The following is a 20,129-nucleotide window of genomic DNA, read 5'->3' on the forward strand; positions in this document are numbered from 1 at the left end:
GCGCGCGTCAGCGCCGGAGGCCGGGCGACGCCACGGCGGCGACCGGGGCCGAAGGGTCGGTCTCCGCGCCCGGTCGCCTGCCTCGCTGACCCGCGGGGACGGTGTTCCTTGAGGTGCACCGCCCGCTGACGGGATCGGCGGGGGCGGTTCAGCCGATGCCGAGGCGGCGCATTGTCAGGCAGGCCAGGGCCACGTCGCAGGCGGCGACGCCCTGGACGATGCCGAGGACCCGCTCGTCGGGGTGCGTGCGGCCGGGGAGGGAGCCGGCGGCGACGGCGGGGAGGGAGCCGGTGAGCCGGGCGTCAAGGGTCCGCGGGGGCAGGCCCGCCGCGAGCCAGGAGGCGATCGAGCCGATCTCCCGGGCGTAGCCGAGATCGTCGACGAAGAAGCGGTCGGCCGTCCCGGTCCCGTGCCCGGTGGCCTCCGGTGCGAGCACGGCTCCCGCGACGCCTCCGCACCCGGCTGCCTCGGCGGCATCGGGGGCGGGGGTCCGGGTGCCGTACGGCGTCGGCCCTGTCACGATCTCGGCCGCGATCTCCGCGCCGCCGCCGAGGCCGAGCAGCGTGACGCCGGGCCCGAAGTGCCGCGGGTGGACGACGGGTTGGCGGGCCGAGGTGAGGGCGACGACGATGTCCGAGCCCGGTGCGGCGGCGTCCAGGCCGTCGTACGGGGTGAGGGTGGCGCCCGGTGCGACGGGCTGCCGGGCGACGAAGTCGGCGGCGGAGCCGGCCGTGCGCGCCACCACCCGGATCTCCTCCAGCGCGAACGCCTCGGCGAACGCGGCCGGGACGAAGGCGGCGATCTGTCCGGCACCGACCAGCGTCAGCACCTTGCTGTCGGGCCGGGCCAGCAGCCGCGCCGCGACGGCGGCGGAGGCCGCCGTCCGCAGCCGGTGCAGCCAGGTCTCCTCGACGGCGACCAACGGGCGGCCGGACTCGGTCTCCAGCACCAGGCACCAACTGTTGCGCCCGGCGGTGTGGGTCGGGGTGACCCGTACCCCGGCGACCCCGTACCGGTCGAGCAGCGCGCCCTTGAGGCCGAAGCCCCGCGTGCCGCCGCTCACGCCGAGCCGGGTGATGGTGGGGGCGGACAGGGAGAGCCGGTCGGCGCCGAAGTCGGCGTAGGTGGCCTCGACCACCTCCAGCGCGTCGGCGACGGTGATCACCGACCGTACGTCGGCGTCACCGACCATGGGCAGGGTCGGCAGGCTCATACGGCGCCACCCGCCGGGGAGGCCGCGACGGAAGCCGGTACGCCGCGCGGCGGCACGTCGGTGGCCGGCGCGCCGGAGACGGGCGGCCCGACGATCGCGACGCACAGGCCGCCCCCGTCCGGTGCCTGGTGGACGGAGTTGGCGGAGATGAACATCCGCCCGGTGCCGAGCACCGCTCCCGCCACCCCGCTCATGATCGCCCGGACGTGCTTGTCCGGGTCCAACTGGCTGGTCAGCACGGTGGTCCGGGCGCCACGCAGAGTGCCGTCCCGCCGGTTGCCCGCCTTGATCAGCAGGGCCGCGACCTGTCCCGGCTCCCGTACCGTCCCGTCGGCGGTCAACTCCGCGCCCGCCGCGGCCAGGACGCGGCGGATGCCGGGCGCGTCCAGGACGTCGGCGAGCAGGCCGGAGACGATCCGGAGGTCGCCGCCCGCGCCGGGGCGGTTGCCGAACACCAGGACCTCGACACACGCGGCCTCCGAGCTGGAGAAGACCATGGTGCGGCGCGAGTGCAGGGTCAGGTCACGGCCGAAGGCGGCCGGGACGACGTCGGCCCGCTCCACCTCGCCGAGCGCGAGCGCCGCGCCGAGCGCGCCGACCGCCTTGGCCTCGGCGGAGGTGACCCGCATGGGCTCGTCGTGTGCGGTCAGCGGCGTCTTGACAACGGCCAGCGCGACGTCGGCGGGGTCGAGACCCGCGTCCGCGACGGCCTCCGCGACGGCCTGCTCGGCCAGCGCGACGTGTTCGGCCGAGCCGATCTCGGAACCGCGGATCCGGCGGCTGCGCCCTATGCCCACGCAGAGCGTGCCCGCTGCGCCGGGCGCCCCGCGAGGAGCCGGGGCCGCCTCCCCGCCGGTGGACTCCGCGTCGTCCGTCACGGCAACGGCCTCTGCGGCACCCGAGCCGTCCGAGCCGTCCGAGCCGTCCGAGCCGTCCGCGCCGTCCGCGTCGTCCAGCTCGACGACGAGATAGCCGAACGGCGTCATCGCCCCCTCGGAGCCCGTGGAGTGCAGGAACACCGAGCGTTCCAGCAGGTCCCCGCCGCCGTGCGCGAGCACGGCCTCCCGGGCCCGCCAGGACGCGAGTTCGCGTGAGAAGTCGTTGGTCTCGGCGCTGCCCTCGGTCTTCACCAGCAGAGCGAGCCGCCGTATCCGTGCCGGGTCGTGGGCGCTGAGCACAGCCACCAGCCCGTCGGTGTCACCGGGCCCCGCGGTGTCGAAGGAGTCGATCCTGACTGTCATGCTCGGGCGCCTTTCGGAAGGGGGGCGGCGACAGCCGGCCAGCGGTCGGCCCAGCCGTACGCGGCCTCGTAGTCGGATGCGAGGTCCAGCAGCGCCCGGTCCGCGCCGTACGGGCCGACGAGCTGGAAACCGATCGGCAGGCCGGCCGGGGACGGCGGTCCCGGCAGGCTGAGAGCGGGCACACCGGTGGCGTTGGCGATGCCGGTGAACACCCGCTGGTAGGGCGGGGCGAGCTGGTCGGCGGCCCAGGGCATCGCCCCGGCGACCGGGGTGAGCAGCAGGTCGGTGCCGGTGAAGAAGTCGGCGAGCTGCGCGAACAGGTCACGGAAGGCGTCGAGCGCGTCCACGTAGTCCGCGGCGCTCAACGAGCGGCCGTGCTCGACCATCGGCGGGTAGATGTCGCCGACCGCCGCGCGCCAGTCCGGGTGACGGCGCATCAGCCAGGCCAGACCGGTGGTGCCGATGGTCCGCCAGTGGGTGTCGAACCGGCCGAAGTCGAAGGGCACTTCGCCGGTCTCCACCCGGTGGCCGAGCGCGCTGAGCCGGTCGGCCGCGGCCGTCAGCGACGCGGTGATCTCCGGTTCGACCGGATAGTCGCCGAACCGCCCCACCATCCTGATCCGCAGCGACCGGCCGCCGAAGGCGGGGCCGTCCGGCACACCGAGCGAACGGCGGTCCCGCGCGTCGGGCCCGGCCACCGCCCCGAGCAGCGCGGTCAGGTCCGCCACCGTACGGGCGGCAGGTGCGATCACCTCCAGGTCGTGCAGCACGGTCGGCAGGCCGTCGAGCCGGGCGACCCGGCCCAGCGTCGGCTTGAGCGCGACCAGCCCGCAGTACCCGGCCGGCCAGCGGATCGAGCCGCCGCCGTCGGTGCCCAGCGCCACCGGCCCGACGCCCGCGGCCACCGCCGCCGCGCCGCCGCCGGTGGACGCGCCGGTGGTGAGCGCGGGATTCCACGGGTTGCGGGTGGTGCCGTGCAGCAGGGTGCTGACATTGCCGAGACCGAGGGTGAACTCCGAGACATTGCTCTTGCCAAGGATCACCCAGCCGCCGGCCCGCAGCCGTCCGACGCACAGTTCGTCGCGCTCCGGCGTGCGGTCGGCGTAGAGCCGGCTGCCCCAGCCGCAGGGCATCGCGGCCACCGGGATGTTGTCCTTGACCGTGAGCGGCACGCCGTCGTACGCGCTCAACGGGGTTCCCGCGCGCCACCGTTCACCGCTGGCGGCGGCGGACCGCCGGGCGGCGTCGAAGGCGCGGTGGGCGAAGACGTTCAGACGCCGGTCGACCTGCTCGGCGTGCTCGACCACCGCTTCCAGCACTTCGGCGGGCGTGGCCGAGCCTTCGGCGTAGGAGGCGGCGAGTTGCCGCGCCGAGCGGCGCCACAACGGCTCGGAGCCGGACTCCCCGGTCGACGGCCCGGCCTGCCCGGCCGTCACTTCTTGGGCTCCAGCGTCCAGTAGAGGGTGACGGGCTCCGGGGTGAAGGTCAGGCCGGACACCCCTGAGGCGCTGACCAGGGTGCGGCCGGTGACCACCAGCGGCAGGAACGCGGCGTCCTGCGCGGCGAGTTGCTGGATCTTCTCGTACGCCTGGTCACGCGCAGGGCTCGGCGCCGCCATGGCGAACTCGCCCTGGAGCCGGTCGATCTCCGGGATGCTGGTGCGGGAGAAGTTCACGACCCCGCCGGTCACGGTCCACAGCTTCACCGGGGTCTTGGCGTCCTCCACGTACGTCGACAGCGTGGTGAGCACCATGCCGTCGTCGGCGCTGCCGCCGGTCTTGGCGGTGGCGCGGCCGATGATCGAGGTGATCAGCGCGGCCGAGGTCTGCGGCTGCAGGGTGACGTCGACGCCGATCGGCTTGAGCGCGCTCTTGATGAGCTGGGCGGCGGTCGCGAAGTCGGTGTTCTCGCTGGGGTAGCGGAGCTTGGTGGAGACCGACGGGTTCCCGGCCTGCGCCATCAGGCTCTTGGCCTTCGCGGCGTCGCCGTAGTCCTTCCACGCGGCGCTGTAGCCGGGGGCGCCGGCGGAGACGTAGGAGTCGGCACGCTCGGCCTGGCCGTAGTAGACATTCTTCACCAGCGCGTCGTACGGGAGTGCCTCGGCGACGGCGCGCCGCACCAGCGGGTCCTTGAACGGGCCCGCGTCGGAGGCGAGTTGGAGGTAGAGGTAGCTGGAGGTGTTGGCGTGCTGGACGTTGAAGCCGGCCGACTTCAGCGAGGTCGCGTCCCGGGGGCTCAGGCCGTACTGGGCGATGTTGACGCTGCCGCCGCGCAACAGGCCCGCCACATTGCCGTCGTTGACGACGCGCAGTGTCACGGCGGAGAACTTCGGCGCGTTCAGGGCCGCGCCGGGCACCGCCGCGAGGTTCAGCGACTGGCCGGTCTGCCGGCTCTTGACGTAGTACGGGCCGCTGCCCGCCACGTGGCTCTTCAGCCACTCGGCGGCGATCGGGTCGGACGGGCCGGCGTTCTTGAGGGCGGCGGCGGAGTCGATGACGCCGTACCAACAGGTGCGCAGCGTGGCGATGTTGACCTCGCTGGCCTTGATCGGTTTGCCCGCGCTGTCCTGGTAGCGAATGGCGACGTGGGTGGCGTCGGGGGCGGTGATCTGCGCGGCGTCGAAGACACCGCTGTTGTTCAACTCGACGGCGCCGTTGAGCTTCAGCGCCCGCTGGAGCGACCAGACGGCGTCCTTGGCGGTGACCGGGTTGCCGCTGGGGTAGAACTTCAGGCCGTCGCGGAGAGTGAAGGTGACGGTGTCCCCGGCGATGGTCCAGGAGGAGGCGAGGGCGGGTGCGGCGGCGAGGCCGCTGGAGGCGGAGTGGCCGCCCTGAGCCGTGGTCTTGTAGCCCACCAGGTTCTGGTAGACGTTCATCGCCAGCTCTTTGTCCTGGTCGGTGTTGACGTTGCCCGGGTCCATGGTGGAAATGTCGCTCGGCCAGGCGGCGACCAGCGCCGCGGGCGGTTTGGCGGCGCTCTGTCCGGTGGTGCCTGCCGAGGACGAACAGGCCGTCAGGACGGCGGCGACCGCGACCGCGGCCGTACCGGCCAACAGCCGGGCGCGCTGCGGAGATCTACTGGTCATCTGAGTCTTGCCTCTCTCTTCGCGCGGCCGAGAGGTCGGCGCTGACCTGTCGGTGGGTGATGGGGCAGGCGGCGTCGTGCGTGCCGCCGAAGGACAGTTGCGGGGGCCTACCGGCCGTGCAGGACTCCTCCGCCAGCGGGCAGCGGGGGGCCAGCGCGCAGCCGGCGGACAGGTCGAAGGGGCCGGGGTTCTCGCCGCTGAGCCGGATGGCGCGGGTGTGGCCGCCGTACGCGGCGACCGGGGCGGCGTCCAGCAGCGCGCGGGTGTAGGGGTGAGCGGGACGGCGCAGCACCTCCTCGGTGGTGCCGGACTCCACGACCCGGCCCACGTACATCACCTGCACGCGGTGCGCGATCCGGCGTACGGCCTGGAGGTCGTGCGAGATCAGCAGGTAGGCGATGCCGGTCTCGCGCTGGAGGCGGGCCAGCAGGTCCAGCACGACGCCCCGGGTGGAGGCGTCGAGCGAGGCGGTGGGCTCGTCGAGGATGACGGCCCTGGGCTGGACGGCCAGCGCGCGGGCGATGCCGATCCGCTGCCGCTGACCGCCGGAGAGCGCGGCCGGTAGCCGGTCCAGGAGGTCCTCGGACAGCTCAACTGAGGCCAGCAGCTCACGGATTCGGGCCTCGCGCCGCGGCGCGGGCATCCGCAGGTGCAGCCGCAGCGGCTCGTCCAGGATCGAGCGGATCTTCTGCCGGGGGTCGAGGGAGGAGCGGGGGTCCTGGAAGACCATCTGCACGTCCCGGTACACCTCGCGCCGGTCGCGGAAGGACGACAGCGGGCGCCCGGCGACGGTCACCCGGCCCGCGGCCGGTTCGACCAACCGCAGGATCGACCGGGCCAGCGTGGACTTGCCCGAGCCGCTCTCCCCGACGACGGCCAGCGTCTCGCCCGGCCGCAGCACCAGGTCCACGCCGTCCACGGCGCGCAGGGTGTGCCGCAGGCCCCGGCTGCGGACGGTGAACTCCGTCCGGAGGCCGTCCACTTGGAGGACCGGTTCGGACCCGGCCGGGGCGGACGCGCCGACGGCGGCCGAGTCGGCGGCGGAGGCTTTGACTGAGGCGGTGGCTGAGGCGCTGGCGGTGTCATTGCCCGAGGCGCTGCCCGAGGCATGGGCGGCGGCATTGGCGGAGGCGGAAGAAGCGGGTACGGCGGACGAGGTCATGACGGCCTCCCGGAGTCGTCGTCAACGCGGTTGGCGGCCAGCAGGAGTTGGGAGTAGTCGGCCTGCGGAGCCCGGAAGAAGTCCTCGGCGGCGGCCTGTTCGATCACCGTGCCGCCCCGCATCACCACCACCCGGTCGCAGGTCTCGCCGACGACGCCCAGGTCGTGGGTGACCAGGCACACGGTGAGCCCGTCCTGCCGGGCCAGCTCCACGACAAGTTCCATCACATCGGCCTGGGTGGTGACGTCCAGCCCGGTGGTCGGCTCGTCCAGCAGCATCATCCGGGGGCGGCACAGCAGTGCCATCGCGATCATCGCCCGCTGCGCCATGCCGCCGGAGAACTGGTGCGGGTACTGCGCCATCCGCCGCACGGGATCGGGGATCCGGACGCGTGCCAGCGTCTCGGCCACCAGTGCGCGGCCCGCGCGTTTGCCGAGGCCGTGGTGGAGCCGGGCCACGTCGGTGAGCTGGCGGCCGACGGTGAGCACCGGGTTGAGCGAGGAGCGGGCGTCCTGGAAGACCATCGCGATCTGGCCGCCGCGCAGTTCGCGGTAACCGGCCTCGTCCAGGCCCAGCAGTTCCTTCCCGTCGAAGCGGATGGAGCCCTCGACGGCCAGCCGGGGCGGGCACAGTCCCATCACGGTGAGCGCGGTCAGCGACTTCCCGCTGCCGGTCTCGCCGACGATCGCGGTGATCTGCCCGCGCGGCAGCTCGAAGCTCACATCGCGCAGCACCTGGACGGCGCGCGCCCGGTCGCCGTGCCCGGAGCGGAAGGCGCCGGACAGGCCGGCCACGGTGAGCAGCGGGACGCCGGGGTCGGCGCCGGACGCGTTCCCGGCTCCGTCGGCCAGGGGCGCGGGCGGCTGTACGGCCGCGCCGGAGGTGGCGCTCATCGGTCGTCCTCCCGTTCCAGCAGGCCGTCGCCGAGCAGGTAGAAGGCGGCGGCGAGCAGCAGAATGCAGACGCCGGGGAACAGCGAGATCCAGTACGCGTCCGGGGAGTCCTTGCCGCCCGCGATCATCGAGCCCCACTCCGGGCTGCCGGGTTCGATCCCGACGCCGACGAAGCCGAGACTGGAGACCACGATCGCCACCCAGGCGGCGTTGACCGCCGCGTAGGACACCAGCGGGGTCAGGCCGTTGGGCACCAGGTGCCGGGCCAGGACACGCCGTCCGCTGTTGCCCGCCAGTACGGCGGCCTCGGCGAACTCCCACGACTTGCGGCCCTTGACCTCCGCGCGCAACAGCCGCAGATAGCCGGGCAGTCCGACGAAGGCGACCACGACGATCACATTGGCCAGGCCCGAGCCGAGCGTGGTGACCAGCAGCAACGCCAGCAGCAGCGCGGGGAAGGACTGGAGGATCTCGGTGACCCGCATGATCACCGCGTCCGCCCAGCCGCCCCAGTACCCGGCGACCGCGCCGAGCAGGCTGCCGATCACGAAGGCGATGGCGACCGCCACCAGGGTCAGCCACAGGTCGGTCCAGGTGGCGGCGAGCGTCTTGGAGAAGACATCGGAACCCGCCTGGTCGGTGCCGAACCAGTGCTTCCCGCCCGGGGACTGGTACGGCAGCCCCACGCCGGGCTGCTCGGGGTCGTACGGCGTCCAGATCCGGCCGACCGCGGCGGCCACCAGCAGCACGGCCATCAGGCCGAGGCCCAGGCGTACGGTCAGCGAGTCGGCGCCGCCGGCGCCGGGCAGCAGGCGGGTCAGCCGACGGCCGGACGGGCGCCGGTCCTGGACCGGGCCGCCGGGCCCCGCGGGCGGGCCCGCTGAGGGGGCGGCGGTCAGGTCGGCGGAGGGCACGGGGGCCGGGGCGGTCATGAGCGGATCCTCGGGTCGGCCAGCGAGTAGGCGAGATCGACCAGTGCGTACAGGGCGACGTATACGACGGCCGCGTAGAGCACGAAGCCCTGGAGCGCGGGGAAGTCGGACTGCTGGACGGCGGTCAGCGCGTACTGGCCGATGCCCGGCCAGCCGAAGACCCCCTCGACCAGCACCGCGCCGGTGAAGGCGAAGGCGACGCCGCCGGCGATCATGGTGATCACCGGGAGCAGCGCGTTGCGGAGCGCGTAGCTGCGGTAGATACGGGACCGGCTGAAACCGTAGGCGTGCGCGGTCCTGACGTACTCGCTGCGCAGCGCCTCGACCATGCCGGACCTGGCCACCCTGGTGATGGGGGCGAAGATGCCGCAGACCAGGACGACGCAGGGCAGCACCAGTTGGAGCAGGGCCTGCCGGACGGTGTCCCACTGCCCTGCCAGCAGCCCGTCGATGACGTAGCTGCCGGTGACGCCGGGCGGCGGCGCCAGGCCCGCGGGCAGTCGGCCGATGGGTCCCGGCAGGATGCCGAACCGGACGAAGAACAGCGACAACAGCACCAGGCCGAGCCAGAACTGCGGCATGGCGAGCGCCGCCACGGTGACCACCCGGATCGCGTGGTCGGCGGCCTTGCCCCGGCGGACCGCGCTGATCACGCCGAGCGCGGTGCCGAGCAGGACGCCGATGATCAGGGCGGGTACGGCCAACTCCAGCGTGGCGGGGAGCCTGCTGGTCAGGTCGGCGCTGACGGCGCGGCCGGTGCCGAAGGACGTACCGAGGTCGCCGTGCAGCAGATCGCGCAGGTAGATGAGGTACTGGCGAGGGATGCTGTGGTCCAGGCCGAGGGAGGACCGCACCTGGGCCCGGACCTCCTCGCTCGCCCCGGGCGGTACCAGCAGGCCCGTCGGGTCCGGCGCCACGACGCGGGCCACGACGAACGTGAAGGTGACCACGCCCCAGACGACCAGCACCGCGCCGCCCAGTTTGCGGGCGACCAGCAGCAGGGCGCCTCGTGGCAGCAGGCCACGGGACGGGGACCGGTTCGGCGGCCTGGCGGCGGCCGGAGGTACGGCCACCTCGATGTCGGAGACGGTCATCAACCCCCCTTCCCTTATTTCCGTGAGACGGAAACGAATATTCCGCACTGCGGATTCGACAGTATTGGAAGGCCCCGGTCCGGCTGTCAAGGGTTTCGTGCCCGATGACCTTGCGAATCGGCATTCCCGCTGCGCAGTCTGAGGAAGTGTCATTGACAGGGGGCCGGTGAGGCTCCGATACTCCAGTGGTGCGGAGCCGATATGTTGATTCCGTGTTACGGAATGACTCTCGCCGACACCTCAGCGGTAACGGCGGGGAAATCCAAGGGATCCAGCGGCGACCAGCGGGACGGACGCGACCTGCGCGACGATGCGATCCAGGCGATCTGCGGGATCAACGGGATCAACGGGATGGGGACACCTCATGAAGAAGACCGGCGCCCAGCGACCACGGTCTGACAAGTCCGGTGCGGAGACGGCGGGTTCGGACAAGCCGGGTCCGGAGCGGTCGGGCGCAGACAAGCCGATGCACGTGGTGGTGCGGGCCCTGTCGGTGCTCACCCACCTGTCCGCGTACCGCCAGGGCCTCACCCTCCAGCAGCTCCACCAGCAACTGGAGATCCCCGTCGGCAGCATGCACCGGGTGATGAGCACCCTGGAGCACACCGGCTTCGTCAGCCGGTCGCCCACCACCAAGCGGTACGTGCTCGGCCCCAACGCGCTCGAACTCGGCCATGTCGAGGACTACGAGCCGTTCGTGATCCAGCCGCCCTCGGCGCTGGTGGAGGCCGAACGGCGGTGCGGGGAGAGCGTGGTGCTCACCCAGTTGATCGACGGCCGGGTGGTCGCGGTGTCCATCGCGGGCACCAAGCGCCCGCTGCGGCTGTTCGTCAGGCTCGGCCAGGAGGTGCCGCTGCACGCCGCCGCCTCGGCCCGCGCGATCCTCGCCTACCAGGACCCGGCCTTCGTCGAGACGCTGCTGTCGTCCTACCCCCGCGCGTCCTTCACCTCCGGCACCGTCCGGGAGATCAACCGGCTCATCGACCACCTCGCCGTGGTCCGCCAGCGGGGCTTCGACGTGTGCGACAACGAACTCGACGAGGGCGTCTGGGCGGTCTCCGCGCCGGTCCGCAGCGGTCCGTCCGGACGGGTCAGCTCGGCAGTCACCGTCTGCGCGGCCTGGTCGCGGGTCGCCGATCCGGCCGACCGTGCGGTCAAGGCACGGATCGTGCTGGACGCGGCGCAGGCGTTGTCGCGCGAGCAGGGGTACGAGCGGCCCTTCGCGCCGGACCCGACCCAGGAGCAGCTCGTCGCACTGATGCAGGCCGACAGCACGTCGCCGGACGTCTTCGTCCCGCGGCCCTCCTTCGCGGGAGGGGACCGGCCATGACGGCGGAAGCGGGAGCCGGGGCGGGGGTCGGGGCGGTCTCCACGGCGCCGGTGGTCGCGGCGGCCGGGGAAGTCTCCACGGCGACGGCGGTCGCGGCGGCCGGAAAAGTCTCCATGGCGATGGCGGTCGCGGCGGCCGGGGCGGAGGCGGTCGCATCGCGCGGCGTGGCGGAAAGCCGGTCGCGGGTCGGCGCCCGGGTGCTTCCCGGTCTCGACCGGGCGCCGGGAGTGCTGGCGGACGAGCTGGCCGGGGATCTGGCCGCGGCCGGGTACGCCGCAGGTGACGCCGCCGCCGGTGACACTGTCGGCGACCGGGGGAGTGGCTCGGGCTGGCTGGACCGGCCCGCGCTGCTGCGCCGGCTCGCCGCCGCCCTGGCCGCCGAAGTCCCCGCCACCGCCGACCGGTTGGTGGCGGCGGGGCCCGGCGCCCAGGCTCTGGGCGCGGCAGTGTCGCTGGAGACGGGACTGCCGTTCGCGGCCCTCGTCGCGGGCGCCCCGCCGTTCGGCGTGATCCACCCGGGCGAGACGGTCGTCGTGATCGCCGTCGACGCCGCCTCGGCCGCCGGAGCGCTGCCGCTGCTGCGCGAGGCCGGGGCCCTGCCGCACAGCGCGGCCGTGGTGGTCGCGCCGTCCGGGGAACCGCCCGCCGGCCTCGGCCTCCACACCGCCCTCGTACGGCGGACGGCGACCGGTTACGCACCCGTCGGGCCTCTCGGCCCGCTCGAAGGGGTCACCCCCGCGGACCCCGCAGGCCCCGCAGCCCTCGCCGGACCCGCCGGACCCGCCGGCCCCGCACCGAAACCCACCGCCCGGCAGGAGAACCGTACGACCCGACAGGAGAGCGCCATGCCCACCAGCCCCCTTCCGCATCCCCCCGCCCCGCCGGCCCCGGCCGCCAAGTCCCCCGCGGAGCCCGCGGATTCGACGACGGGCGCCGGTGCCGCTCTGCTCGCCGACGACCCCGCCACCGTGGAACGGGCGGGCGCGGCGCTGGCCGAACTGGCCGCCCGCTACCGCCCCGAGGCCGTCGTGAGCTGGAACGCGACCGCCGACGTACTGCTCGCCCATGTGGTCGCCCACACCCTCGGGCTGCCGCGCCGGGTCGTGGTCGAGGACCTCGGACGGCTGATCGTGGAGGACGTGCTGCCCGGCGAACGCACGGTCGTGGTCGCCCGGGGCGGCGTCGACAGCGGCGGCCCCGGAGCCGAACTCGCGCCGCTGGTAAGGGCGGTGACCGGTCACGGCGGCCGGGTCGTCGCCGTCTGCTCGCTCGCCCCGCTCCTCGGGGCGGCCCCCGACGGCGTGGACGTGGTCAGCCCCGGGAACGGCGGAGCCGACCGTGACAACGGCCGCACCGGCCACGACAGGGACGAAGCGTGAGCACCGGGACGGCCCAGCCGGCGACCGCCGACCTGCTCGACGGGGTCGACCTCGGGCGGATCGACGCTCATCTGGCGGACTTCGCCGCGCTCACCGAACCGGGGCCCGGCTGCACGCGCCTGGCGTACAGCCCGCTGGAACGCCAGGCGCACGCGGTGTTCGCCGCCCACATGACGGCCCTCGGGCTGACGGTCACCACCGACCACGCGGGCAACACCGTGGCGGAACTGCCGCCCACCGGGCCGAACACGGGCTCCGGCGACGCACGCGCGCTGGGCACCGGCTCGCATCTGGACACCGTGCCGCAGGGCGGCGGCTTCGACGGCATCGTGGGCGTCGTCGCGGCCATGGAGGTCGCCGAGATCGTGGTCCGGCAGGAGGCCGCGCACCGTCGACCGTGGCGGTTCGTGGCGTTCGCGGCCGAGGAGGGCGCGCGGTTCGGGCAGGCGTGCAACGGCAGCCGGATGGCGGCCGGGCTGACCGGCGCGGCGGATCTCGCGGGGCTCACCGACCGCGACGGCGTGACGATGGCCGACGCGATGGCCGCCGTCGGGCTGCGGCCGGACCTGGTGGACGCGTCGCGCTGGCGGCCCGAGGAGTGGTTCGCCTTCGTCGAACTCCACATCGAGCAGGGCGAGGTGCTGCGGTCGCAGGGGGTCGACCTCGGCGTGGTCGACGTGATCTCCGGCAGCACCCGGCTGCGGGTGCGGGCCGAGGGCCGCGCCACCCACTCCGGCGGCACCCCCATGCACCTGCGGCGCGACGCCCTGGTGGCCGCCGCCGAGTGCGTGGTGCTGGGCGACCGGCTCGCCCGCGACCCCCGGCACCACGGCGTACGGGTCACCGTCGGCCGGCTCCGCGTCGAGCCCGGCTCGATCACCACGGTCCCGGGGTCGGTCGAGTTCTTCGTCGACGTACGCGACGTGGACTCCGTCCGCCAGCGCGACACCGCCCGTACCCTGGCCGCCGAGTTCGCCGCGCTGGCCCGAGACCACGGGGTCGCGCTCACCACGGAGGTCATCGCCGATACCTCACCGGTCATCCTGCCGGGCTGGGTCGCCGACCACATCCGCCATGCCTGCGCCTCCCTGGGCCTCCCGTACCGCGTCCTGCCCAGCGGCGCCAGCCACGACGCGCAGCAGATCGCCCATGTCATCCCGACCGGCCTGCTCTTCGTCCCCAGCGACGACGGACTCAGCCACGTCCCCGCCGAGTTCACCCCTACGTCCCAGATCGCCTCGGGCGTCCGTACCCTCCTCGCCGCCCTCCACCGGCTCGACGGCACCTCGTGAACACGACGCCGGGGCACGGGACATGGCGGGTGGAGCGGGTCGGCGTCGCCGGGCGGACGGGGGTCTTCGACCTCACTGTCGAGGACGGGGTGATCCGGTCCGTGGACGCGGTGGCCGGGGAGCCGACAGGCGGGACGGTGCTGCCCGGGCTGGTCGATCTGCACACGCATCTGCGGGAGCCGGGCGGAGAGGAGGCGGAGACGCTGGCGTCCGGGGCCGCCGCGGCGGCGGCCGGAGGGTTCACCGACGTCTTCGCGATGGCGAACACCTCACCGGTCACGGACACCGTCGCGCGAGTACGGGAGGTACGGCGGCGGGCCCGGGGGCTCGGCGTACGCGTCCACCCGGTGGCGGCGGCGACGGCCGGTCTGGCCGGAGAGGCGATCGTGGACGTGGCGGCGTTGGCGGCGGCCGGGGTGACGGTCTTCTCCGACGACGGCAAGTGCGTGAACGACGACAATCTGGTCCTGGAACTGCTGACGGCGATGGCCCGGTACGGCACCGCGTTCGCCCAGCACGCGCAGAGCGCCGCCATCGTCCGCGACGGAGTCGTCAACGCGCCGGTCGCCGCCGGTCTCGGCGTGCCCGGCTGGCCGGGCGCGGGGGAGGAGGCGGTGATCGGCCGGGACCTGGCGCTCGCCGCCGCCACCGGTGGACGGCTGCACATCTGTCATGTCTCCACGGCGGGTTCCGTCGCGCTGGTACGGGCCGCCAAACGCGAGGGCCTGTCCGTGACCGCCGAGGTGACGCCCCATCACCTGATGCTCACCGACACCCAAGCCGCCGAGCGGGGACCGGCGTTGAAGGTCAACCCGCCGCTGCGGTCGGCCACCGACGTGGCCGCGGTGCGCGCGGCGCTGCGCGACGGCACGATCGACGTCGTCGCCACCGACCACGCTCCGCACCCGGCTCGAACGAAGACCTGTTCCTGGCTGAGCGCCGCCTTCGGCCTGACCTCGTTGGAGACGGCGCTGCCGGTGGTGGCCGAGGTGTTCGCGGACCCGGCCACCGGGGCGGTGGACTGGACCGCGGTGGCGCGTGTGATGTCCACGGCCCCGGCCGCGATCGGCCGGATCGCCGACCTCGCAGGCCGCCCGGTCGCGGTCGGCGAACCGGCGACCTTCTGTGTCGTCCGGCCGCAGGCATGGCGGGCCGAGCCCGCCACCTGGCTGAGCCGGTCGGCCAACTCCCCTTTCCACGGCCGGGACTTCGCACACAAAGTCACCCTGACCGTCCTGGAAGGCCGCCCCACCCACGGCCGCCTCACCTCCGACCCCCCACGCCCATGAGCCCGCCGCGACGCAGCAGCCCGCTCGCGGAGCCTCCTTCGTCTCCGCGGTGAGCCGGATTTCGCCACTCCAGCGACATCAGCGCCTGGAGGACTCGGCCCACTGGCAGCGGCGTTGCCTCGCCGGGGACGGCGTTGTGCGGATGCCGTATTACGGTGCCCGTAGGTTCCACGAAGGGGCCCGTGTCGTGAGCGATCGCCGCGGTGAGACGTTCTTGCGGCGGGCGGATGGAAGCGACGTAGCCGGCGTAGCGGAGATGGGGAGCGGATGACTCTGAAGGCGGGCCAGCGGGTGGTGCTGGCAGCGGACACCAGACTGACCGATTCGGCGGAGGTGTCGGGGGTCGTGATCGGGTTCCTGTCTTTGGCCGCGGGCACAGGCGGGGCCGTCGAGCAGGTGGTCGCCCACCGGGACGAGAGCGACGAGGTGCGCGAGTACGAGCGGCTCAAGTCGCTGCTCGACGCCTTCGGAGGCGAGATGCCCACGGAGAGCAGGAGGCAGCTCGAAGAGAAGGTCGGCTCTCTGGAACCCGCGTGGACCGCCTTCCAGGAACAGCCGCCTCGCGTGAGCGTGCGGGTCCGCTTCGACAACGGGTTCATCCTCGACGGGGCCCACGAGACTCTCTTCGTCCCCGCCTGATGCGTCACCCGATCCGGGTCATGCGCAGACCGTGCACGGGCGGGACTCGGAGGGCGGGGTCCACGACCGGCTCTGGCGTTCTTCGCTGACGCGCGGTCGGACATCACCGTTCCCCGGCTGACGTACCGGCCGCCCCAGTGGCGCTGGCCGGTACGTCGGTTTTGAGGGGTCCCGGGGGAGCTCCCGCGCGAGGGGTCAGTCCCAGGCGTTCTGGTTGAGGAAACGGGCGACGCCGCGCCAGGAGTTGGGGCCCATCACGCCGTCGATCGGGCCGGTGTAGCCCCACTGCGCGGCGAGCCGCTGCCAGGCGGCGTACGTGTTGACGCCGGGCACGCCGTCGACGGGACCGGCGTAGCCGAAGTGCGCCTTCAGGTACCGCTGGAGGGCCGCGTAGGTGTTGACGCCGGGCACGCCGTCGACCGGACCGGTGTAACCCGAGGTGAGGGACAGCCACTTCTGCGCGCGGCTCCAGAACACCGGTCCCGGGATGCCGTCCTGCTCCGTCGTGGTCTTCGGCAGACCTCCGCCTCCGCCGCCCCCTCCTCCGCCCCCGCTGCCCGGAGCGACCAGATCGAACGCCGAGCCGCGAGCGAGATTGTGGTCCACGTTCCGGATGCCGCCGATGGAGCCCACGGAGGTGTACTGGTGGACCGCCCAGTCCGGGTACGCGCCGCCCAGCTCCGGTTCGCCTTGCCGCGTACCGTTGTTGGAGCCGTACGCGGCCACCCACAGCTTGGCCCCGGTGGCGATCGTCTGGCCCCAACTGCCGCCGCGCAGATTCGCGGCGCCGATGTAGAACCAGGGCACGCACGTACCGACCCTGGCCTGTACCTGCCGGAACCAGGCGGCGACCTGGCCGTCGTTCCACAACCCGGTGGAGTCGTCCAGCACTTCGTCGTCCAGGGCCAGTACGTCGCCCTGCCGGTAGTCGTGCAGGTGGTCGACGAAGTAGTTCGCCGCGTCCGTCGGCGCCTGGAAGTCGCCGGACAGCCAGTAGTGGCCGACCCGCAGTCCGGCCGCTCGCGCGCTGTCCACTTGGGCCGTGTAGTACGGGCTGACGTACGGTCCCTCGCTGAGCTGGCTGCCGCCGGTCTTGGCGATGGCGAACTGTTGGCCCTGGTTGCGGGCGAGCGCGAGGTCGATGCCGCCTTGGGTGGTCGCGACGTCGATTCCGTACGAATCGGCCGCGGCGGACGCGCTTCGTGCGCCCAGACCCAGACCTGCCGGGGCGAGCGTGCCTACGGCGAGGGCGCGTATCAGCGTTCTCCTGCGCATGTTTCCTCCGTGACGGTGGGGACGAGAGGGGCTGTCGAACCTTCGTTCCCTACCCACGGTTGGGTCCGCGCAGTTCCTCGCGCCTCTGCGAAGACGGGGCTCGGGCAGAGTTCTGGATTTCCGAACTAGCGCGGGAGCGGGGCGAGTTGGCGATTCCTACGGTCACGGTGGAGGGCGGGGGCGCGGGCGGAGCGGGCCGTGGAGCCCTCGGGTCCACGAAGGGCCGCAGGACGCGGTCGTAGTTCGCCAGCGCGGTCGGCGGGTCGTGCTGGGGGAGCAGGCGGACGCGGGGCGCCGGACGTTGTCCCCGTCGTCACTCACGAGGAGGCGTACGAGGCGGGCCTCGCGCTCATCCTCGGGCGCCTCGATCAACCGGCGGGCGACCCCTGTACGTTCGAGGGCCCTTTGCGGGGCTGGCTCCGGTCGCTTCCGCGGGCAGAACGGGCGTTGGCGGTCGCGGGGTATGACGCGACGATCCGGCGACGCGCCAACTGGGCTCTCCGGTCAGGGAGTTGGCCGAGACGTCACGGCGGCGACGGGCGATGCCGCCGCCGGGGCGGACACGTCGGCCGGTCGGCGCAGCCGCCACACCCTCGCCGGGGGCAGGTTGCCCCACACGGTCCGGCAGCCGGTGGCGTACTGGTCCTGGTATCCCGCCAGGACCTCTTCGACGGCGCGGTGGCGGCGGGCTTCGCGGCGGGTGGCGGTCAGGGCGCGGGCGTAGCGGGTGCCGCGGTAGGCGAAGTACGTGAGCGTGCCGCCGGGCCGGAGCAGTTCGATGTACCGGTCCATGATCGTCGTGACGTGCGCCGGGGTGAAGTTGGTGAACGGCAGCCCTGAGACGATCACGTCGTAGCGCCGGTCGGTGTCGAGCTGTTCGACGAAGGCGTGATGGACGCGAATCCGTTCGCTCCCGTCCGCCGGAAGCGGATGGGAGCTGACGAGGCGTCGCAGTTGGGAGGCGAAGCGGGAGTTGGCCTCGACGATGTCCAGGCTGCTGCCCGGGGAGAGGCGGGGGAGGAGCGTGCGGGTGACGGAGCCGGTGCCCGCGCCCGCCTCCAGGACGTTCAGGGGCCGCGCTCCGTATTCGCCCGCGGGATCAGTGAGCAGACGGGCCAGAGCCTTGCTGCTGGGAGCGATGGCGCCGGTGGTGCGCAGATCGCGGGCCGCTTCGAGCAGGAACATCCAGCTCTCCGCTTTGCGCTGCGCGGGGGCACGATGGTGTGAGGTGGTCCAGTCGTCCATGTCCGAGACGCTAGAGACGCCTTCAGCCGCGCATATCCTCCCTTGTGCGGCCGTCCTCCCCTACCAAAGGTGGAGGTCGGCGTAGCCGAACGTCGGACGACAGGCATCCGGGCGCGTGCCACGCTCTGCGGGTGAACGGGGAACAGGGGCAGGGATGGGCGGTCTACGGCCGCTACGGCTTGGTGGCGTTGCTGGCTCTGGCGGCTTTCCGGAACGAGGCGTTGAGCGCTGAAGGCCGGTACGCGCCTGCCGGCGGTGCGGCGGCCGTGGTGTGCGGGCTGGCGCTGCTGCGCCGGGCGCCCTGGTGGCTCGCCCCGGTGGTGACCACGGCGGCGGCGGGGGTGTGGGGATGGCCGCTGCTGCCGCTGCTCCTGCTCGCCCTGTTCGACCTCGCCGCGCACCGGCACGTCGTGGCGGCTGTGACCTGTTCGGCTGTGGCGCTCTCGGTGAGCGCCGTGCTCCACCCGGCGGTCTCCCTGTGGCGCCCGCAGCAGTACGGCTCCACGGTGCTGGCGGTGGTGGGAGGGCTGTGGATGGGCAGTCGGCGACGCCTGGTGAAGGCGCTGAACACACAGGTGGAGCATCTGCGGACCGAGCGGGAACTGCGCGAGCAGGCCGTACGCATGGCCGAGCGGTCCGCCATCGCCGCCGAGATGCACGACGTACTCGCCCACCAGCTCAGCCTGATCGCCCTGCACACCGGCGTGCTCGCTGCCAGGAAGGACGTCCTGCCCGCCGCACTCGTCCACCGCCTCACCCTGTTGCGCACCGCCTCCACCCATGCCCTGACCGACCTGCGTGACGTGCTGGGCGCCTTGCGCACCACCGACGTCCCCCACGGTGCCGAACGGCCGGCGCCGGTCCTGCGTGATGTCGAGGAGATGATCGGGCAGGCGCGGACGGCCGGGCAGCACATCGACACCGTCATCGAGGGCAGGCCGGAACAGGCCCCGTCGGCCCACAGGCTGGCGGTCTTCCGCCTGGTCCAGGAAGCCCTGACCAACGCCCGCAAACACGCTGCCGACGCCCCCGTCCGCGTCCGTATCGACTACGGGCCGCCCGCCACCGTCGTCGAGGTCACCAACACTCCCGGCGGGCGCGGCGAGGCGACGGCGCCCTCGGGGTTCGGCCTTGTCGGGCTGCGCGAGAGGGTCGAAGCACTCGGCGGACACCTGAATGCCGGGCCCGGCGGCAGCGGGTCCTGGCGGCTGGCCGCCCGGATACCGCACCGCGCCGCCGCGCCGAACGGTCCCCGCGCATGATCCGCGTCATGGTCGTCGACGACGACGCACTCGTCCGCCTCGGACTGACCGACCTCCTCGACGGCGACGAGGCCATCGAGGTCGTCGCCCAGGCCGCTGACGGGCTCCACGCCATCGAGCAGGCCACCGCCCACCGCATCGACATCGCCCTGGTCGACATCCGGATGCCCCGCATGGACGGCATCATCGCCACCAAGCGGTTGCGCGCCTTGCCCCACCCGCCCAAGGTCATCTCGCTGACCACCTTCGACCTCGACGAGTACGTCTACAACGCGCTGGCCGCGGGTGCCGACGGCTTCCTGCTCAAGGACACCGACCCCGCCGAGATCCTGCGCGCCGTCCACCTCGTCGCCGCTGGCTCCGCCTTGCTCCATCCCGCCGCCGCCCGCCGTCTCATCGACTGCTACCACCGCACCAACCGCCCTCGGGCCGCCCAGGCCCGGACGCGGATCGACCCTCTGACCCCGCGGGAGAAGGACGTGCTGGCCCTGCTCGCCGAGGGGGACACCAACGCCGACATCGCGAACGCGCTCGGCATGCGGGAGAGCACCGTCAAGTCCCACGTCAGCCGCATCCTGACCACCTTGCGCGTGACCAACCGGGTGCAGGCCGCACTCCTGGCCCGCGACGCCGGCCTCGCGCCGTGAGCCTCCCTCGGCCCTCGGCCGCGTGCCCGCGAGGGGAGTCCCGGAGGACGTCCGACCACCCGGATCGCCGCAATATCGCGCCATTCGGGCAAATCGGTGAGCATTTCGAGGCATTAAAGCTGGTGAAGGGGTAGCCGCACATCGAGCCCGG

The 20,129-nt window shown here is 73.3% G+C and carries 17 protein-coding genes; 7 read left to right on the forward strand and 10 right to left on the reverse strand.

The genetic code is table 11. From position 1 onward, the window contains the following. Positions 1-148: 148 nt before the first annotated feature. From ACFY9V_RS24910 to ACFY9V_RS24945, 8 genes are read right to left on the reverse strand one after another with little or no spacing between them, the layout of a single operon-like run. Positions 149-1,213 (reverse strand): hypothetical protein, encoded by a 1,065-nt coding sequence (locus ACFY9V_RS24910; protein ID WP_391162963.1) that lies wholly within the window; start codon positions 1,211-1,213, stop codon positions 149-151. Further along, on the reverse strand, positions 1,210-2,454 hold the full coding sequence (locus tag ACFY9V_RS24915; protein ID WP_391162964.1) for a ring-opening amidohydrolase: 1,245 nt from the start codon (positions 2,452-2,454) through the stop codon (positions 1,210-1,212). Before ACFY9V_RS24915 ends, ACFY9V_RS24910 begins: the two co-directional genes overlap by 4 nt. Next, on the reverse strand, positions 2,451-3,890 hold the full coding sequence (locus tag ACFY9V_RS24920; protein WP_391162965.1) for an amidase family protein: 1,440 nt from the start codon (positions 3,888-3,890) through the stop codon (positions 2,451-2,453). The genes ACFY9V_RS24915 and ACFY9V_RS24920 overlap by 4 nt, the downstream gene beginning before the upstream one ends. Continuing rightward, positions 3,887-5,539 carry an ABC transporter substrate-binding protein gene (locus ACFY9V_RS24925; protein ID WP_391162967.1) on the reverse strand — a complete coding sequence of 551 codons (1,653 nt, stop codon included), beginning with the start codon at positions 5,537-5,539 and terminating at the stop codon, positions 3,887-3,889. The genes ACFY9V_RS24920 and ACFY9V_RS24925 overlap by 4 nt, the downstream gene beginning before the upstream one ends. Beyond that, positions 5,529-6,701 carry an oligopeptide/dipeptide ABC transporter ATP-binding protein gene (locus tag ACFY9V_RS24930; protein WP_391162968.1) on the reverse strand — a complete coding sequence of 391 codons (1,173 nt, stop codon included), beginning with the start codon at positions 6,699-6,701 and terminating at the stop codon, positions 5,529-5,531. Before ACFY9V_RS24930 ends, ACFY9V_RS24925 begins: the two co-directional genes overlap by 11 nt. Beyond that, positions 6,698-7,594 carry an ATP-binding cassette domain-containing protein gene (locus ACFY9V_RS24935; RefSeq protein ID WP_391162969.1) on the reverse strand — a complete coding sequence of 299 codons (897 nt, stop codon included), beginning with the start codon at positions 7,592-7,594 and terminating at the stop codon, positions 6,698-6,700. The genes ACFY9V_RS24930 and ACFY9V_RS24935 overlap by 4 nt, the downstream gene beginning before the upstream one ends. Next, on the reverse strand, positions 7,591-8,526 hold the full coding sequence (locus ACFY9V_RS24940) for an ABC transporter permease subunit (protein WP_391162970.1): 936 nt from the start codon (positions 8,524-8,526) through the stop codon (positions 7,591-7,593). Before ACFY9V_RS24940 ends, ACFY9V_RS24935 begins: the two co-directional genes overlap by 4 nt. Further along, positions 8,523-9,620, reverse strand: a complete 1,098-nt coding sequence (locus ACFY9V_RS24945; protein ID WP_355342656.1) for an ABC transporter permease — start codon at positions 9,618-9,620, stop codon at positions 8,523-8,525. Before ACFY9V_RS24945 ends, ACFY9V_RS24940 begins: the two co-directional genes overlap by 4 nt. 364 nt (positions 9,621-9,984) lie before the next feature. On the opposite strand from ACFY9V_RS24945, the gene ACFY9V_RS24950 reads away from it, so the two are divergent. The 5 genes from ACFY9V_RS24950 (at position 9,985) to ACFY9V_RS24970 (ending at position 15,549) form a co-directional block, all read left to right on the forward strand. Further along, positions 9,985-10,950 (forward strand): IclR family transcriptional regulator C-terminal domain-containing protein, encoded by a 966-nt coding sequence (locus tag ACFY9V_RS24950; protein ID WP_391162971.1) that lies wholly within the window; start codon positions 9,985-9,987, stop codon positions 10,948-10,950. Continuing rightward, complete coding sequence (locus ACFY9V_RS24955) at positions 10,947-12,329, forward strand: hypothetical protein (RefSeq protein WP_391162972.1); 1,383 nt, start codon at positions 10,947-10,949, stop codon at positions 12,327-12,329. The genes ACFY9V_RS24950 and ACFY9V_RS24955 overlap by 4 nt, the downstream gene beginning before the upstream one ends. Continuing rightward, positions 12,326-13,621 carry a hydantoinase/carbamoylase family amidase gene (locus tag ACFY9V_RS24960; RefSeq protein WP_391162974.1) on the forward strand — a complete coding sequence of 432 codons (1,296 nt, stop codon included), beginning with the start codon at positions 12,326-12,328 and terminating at the stop codon, positions 13,619-13,621. Before ACFY9V_RS24955 ends, ACFY9V_RS24960 begins: the two co-directional genes overlap by 4 nt. 29 nt (positions 13,622-13,650) lie before the next feature. Beyond that, positions 13,651-14,910: a dihydroorotase gene (locus ACFY9V_RS24965; protein ID WP_391163257.1), complete on the forward strand. Its 1,260-nt coding sequence runs from the start codon at positions 13,651-13,653 to the stop codon at positions 14,908-14,910. A gap of 267 nt (positions 14,911-15,177) precedes the next feature. Next, the gene (locus ACFY9V_RS24970) at positions 15,178-15,549 is read left to right on the forward strand and encodes a hypothetical protein (RefSeq protein ID WP_391162976.1); all 372 of its coding nucleotides are present in this window, start codon (positions 15,178-15,180) and stop codon (positions 15,547-15,549) included. A 195-nt stretch (positions 15,550-15,744) separates the two neighbouring features. Here ACFY9V_RS24970 and ACFY9V_RS24975 read toward each other — a convergent pair whose 3' ends face one another. Then, positions 15,745-16,824, reverse strand: a complete 1,080-nt coding sequence (locus ACFY9V_RS24975; protein ID WP_391162977.1) for a GH25 family lysozyme — start codon at positions 16,822-16,824, stop codon at positions 15,745-15,747. A 504-nt stretch (positions 16,825-17,328) separates the two neighbouring features. After that, entirely contained in the window at positions 17,329-18,069 is a 741-nt protein-coding gene (locus ACFY9V_RS24980) for a methyltransferase domain-containing protein (RefSeq protein ID WP_391162978.1), read from the reverse strand. Positions 18,070-18,200: 131 nt separating this feature from the next. Between ACFY9V_RS24980 and ACFY9V_RS24985 the strand changes: the two genes are divergently transcribed. Further along, positions 18,201-19,331: a histidine kinase gene (locus ACFY9V_RS24985; RefSeq protein ID WP_391046149.1), complete on the forward strand. Its 1,131-nt coding sequence runs from the start codon at positions 18,201-18,203 to the stop codon at positions 19,329-19,331. Next, positions 19,328-19,978 (forward strand): response regulator, encoded by a 651-nt coding sequence (locus tag ACFY9V_RS24990; RefSeq protein WP_391162981.1) that lies wholly within the window; start codon positions 19,328-19,330, stop codon positions 19,976-19,978. Before ACFY9V_RS24985 ends, ACFY9V_RS24990 begins: the two co-directional genes overlap by 4 nt. The last annotated feature ends 151 nt before the right edge of the window (positions 19,979-20,129 follow it).

The sequence above is a fragment of the Streptomyces sp. NPDC008317 genome (assembly GCF_042955955.1).
Lineage (GTDB): Bacteria > Actinomycetota > Actinomycetes > Streptomycetales > Streptomycetaceae > Actinacidiphila.